This is a genomic window from Bacillus sp. bc15 (assembly GCF_900142585.1).
GTDB lineage: Bacteria > Bacillota > Bacilli > Bacillales > Bacillaceae_G > Bacillus_A > Bacillus_A cereus.
On the sequence record NZ_FRBJ01000001.1, the window covers coordinates 1,475,600 to 1,477,817 of the forward strand.

A 2,218-nucleotide genomic window follows, 5' to 3' on the forward strand; every position below is an offset into this window, starting at 1 on the left:
GTTACTGTTGTACTTGAGCTATTTCCTGATGCATCTGTTGCCGTTACTGTTACTTGAATTTCCCCTACCTTACCTGTATCGTACGCTCCCACTATTACCACTGGGTTTGGATCTTTATTATCTTTTACTTCTACTAAATCGCCTGCACTTAAACTATCTCCTACATGTATAGTTACACCTTGCTTTGCTGTAATTACTGGTGCCACTGTATCTTTTTCAGGTTTCTCCGGTTTTGTTGTACCACCATCATTACCATCTCCGCCTGTTGGTGGTTTTGTACCGCCTCCACCATCATTACCATCTCCACCTGTTGGTGGTTTTGTACCACCTCCACCATCATTACCGTCTCCGCCTGTTGGTGGTTTTGTATTTCCTCCACCATTATTACCTTCACCACCTGTTGGTGGTTTTATATCTCCCCCGCCACTATTACCTTCACCACCTGTTAGTGGTTTTGCATCTCCTACGTTACTAGAATCTCCAGAAGCTGGCGGTTTTTTATCTTGATTAACTGGAGGCATTGAATTATCTGCAATAGCAACCCCATCATTGATATTTAAATCGCCACCAAATACAAAGTTCTTACTATCCTTATTATCCGAAACAGAAGGATTGTTTGTTGCTGATGCTATTGAAGTATTTAAATCTGAAAAACGATTATTTGATTTATCACCGTCAATAACTGATGCTAGATTTCTATCTGAATTTATAGCCGCGGTAGCAATTGAATCAGTTAAATCATCAAATTTCTTTTTAGTTTTGTTATTTTCAATGATTCCGGCTAAATTTTGATCAGAGCTACGTTTTGCATTATCAATGATTTCATCAAAATCGTTAGTATTTAAATTTTCATTCGTTTCATTCTTACTTTCATCTTTTTTCTCATCTTTCTTCTTTTCTTTTTCAGTATCTTTTTTCTTTTTAGATACTGATGCTGTTTTGGTGCTCTTTTTTTCCGAAGAAAACAGCGAGCAGCCTGAAACTACCCCAACACTTAAGGTAGTAGCAGTAGTTGCAAGTAAAACTTTCTTGAAGATTTTTGAATAATCTAAAGGCACAATCAATTCCTCCCCATTACTTAACCTGCACTTATAGTTGCAACAGATGTAGCAGAACTATTAGGTGTAGAATTACTAATTTTTTCGAGTAAATCTTTATTTCCAACCTTTTGAGCAAACTTTTTAGCTTCCTCAGATTTATTTAATTTCAAATAACTATTAACAATAATTCCTTCTCTTCTACCATCTAGTGGCACTTGATCTATTAATTTGATAACTTCTTCATGTTTGTTATCTAACGCAGCAATTTCAAAATTAATTAGTGAATTTTTAGTTTTAAGTTCTTTTACCTTTTTCAAGTTATCAACAGCTATATAATATGAAACTACTGATTCTGCAAAATCTTGCTCTAAGTCAATAGCCTTTTGTGCTTTACCGCTTAAAAGATAAGTAAATAAAACTGCCTTTTTATCTTCTTTTCCTAACTTTTTATAATCCACTTTATCAAATTCCAAGGCAGCATCTTGATATTTTTGAACTGCAGATAGCCTTAATCCATTTATTAAATTCGCATTAACTTCTAAACTAGTTACATTATTTGCAGATGCAGCCTGTGAATTCTTCAAATTACTAAAGGCAAAACCTGCTACTACTAATAAAACAATTGATGCGACTCCTATAATAGCGTACTTATATTTTTTCATATTATTTAAGATTCCTTTTTTATCGATTACTACTTTCTCTTTTTGTTCAAATTTAGTTTCATTTGGTAGATCTCTTTCCTTATTTAAATTAATCTCATCACTTTCTGGTTCACTTTTAGCTACAACTATTTTTTGTCTCTGTTGTGCTTCTTTTATTTTCTTTTCTTCCTCTAATCTTCTTTTTCTTACTTCTTCAAGTTTTCTCTCTTCTTCCTTCCGTCGAGCTTCTACCTCTTTTCTTGCTTCTTCTTCGGCCCTTCTATGCGCTTCTGCTTCTGCTCGTTTTCTTGCTTCTTCCTCTGCTTTTCTACGCGCTTCCGCTTCTGCCTGTTTTCTCGCTTCTTCCTCTGCTTTTCTACGCGCTTCCGCTTCTGCCTGGTTTCTCGCTTCTTCCTCTGCTTTTCTACGCGCTTCCGCTTCTTCCTGGTTTCTTTCTTCTTCTGCCCTTCTACGCGCTTCCGCTTCTTCACGTTTCCTTGCTTCTTCTTCTGCCTTTCTACGTGCTTCCGCTTCTGC

The 2,218-nt window shown here is 36.0% G+C and carries 1 protein-coding gene and 1 pseudogene; both read right to left on the reverse strand.

All coding sequences use genetic code 11. From position 1 onward, the window contains the following. Positions 1–1,058, reverse strand: a pseudogene (locus BUA87_RS07550) (adhesin); the annotation flags it as partial. Between the two features lie 20 nt (positions 1,059–1,078). Next, a partial coding sequence (locus BUA87_RS07555; protein WP_072938969.1) for a cell envelope integrity TolA family protein occupies positions 1,079–2,218 on the reverse strand: 1,140 nt, incomplete at its 5' end.